At 46.9% G+C, this 290-nt stretch carries 1 protein-coding gene; it reads left to right on the top strand.

Annotation, left to right across the window (positions count from 1 at the left end; genetic code table 11):
- Positions 1 to 290, top strand: a 290-nt coding sequence (locus KDM89_RS21750) for an inorganic diphosphatase (protein WP_212689848.1), incomplete at both ends; no start/stop codon positions are given.

The following is a 290-nucleotide window of genomic DNA, read 5'->3' as shown; positions in this document are numbered from 1 at the left end:
AGGTCGTGATCTGCCAAATGATTTCAACGTAGTAATTGAAATCCCGATGAATTCTGATCCGATCAAGTATGAAGTTGATAAAGATACCGGCGCTATCTTTGTTGATCGCTTCATGGGAACAGCAATGCATTATCCATGCAACTACGGCTATGTTCCTCAAACCATCGCTGGTGATGGCGACCCGGTTGACGTGCTGGTGATCACACCATTTCCACTGATACCTGGCGTTGTGATCCGTTGCCGTCCGATCGGCGTACTGAAAATGACAGATGAAGCTGGTAACGATGCAA

Origin of the sequence: Cognatundibacterium luofuense (assembly GCF_018139685.1) — a bacterium.
GTDB classification, from domain to species: Bacteria; Pseudomonadota; Gammaproteobacteria; order Burkholderiales; family Burkholderiaceae_D; genus Undibacterium; species Undibacterium luofuense.
The sequence above is the reverse complement of the archived record's forward strand: the minus strand, read 5'-3'. Positions and strand labels throughout refer to the sequence as shown.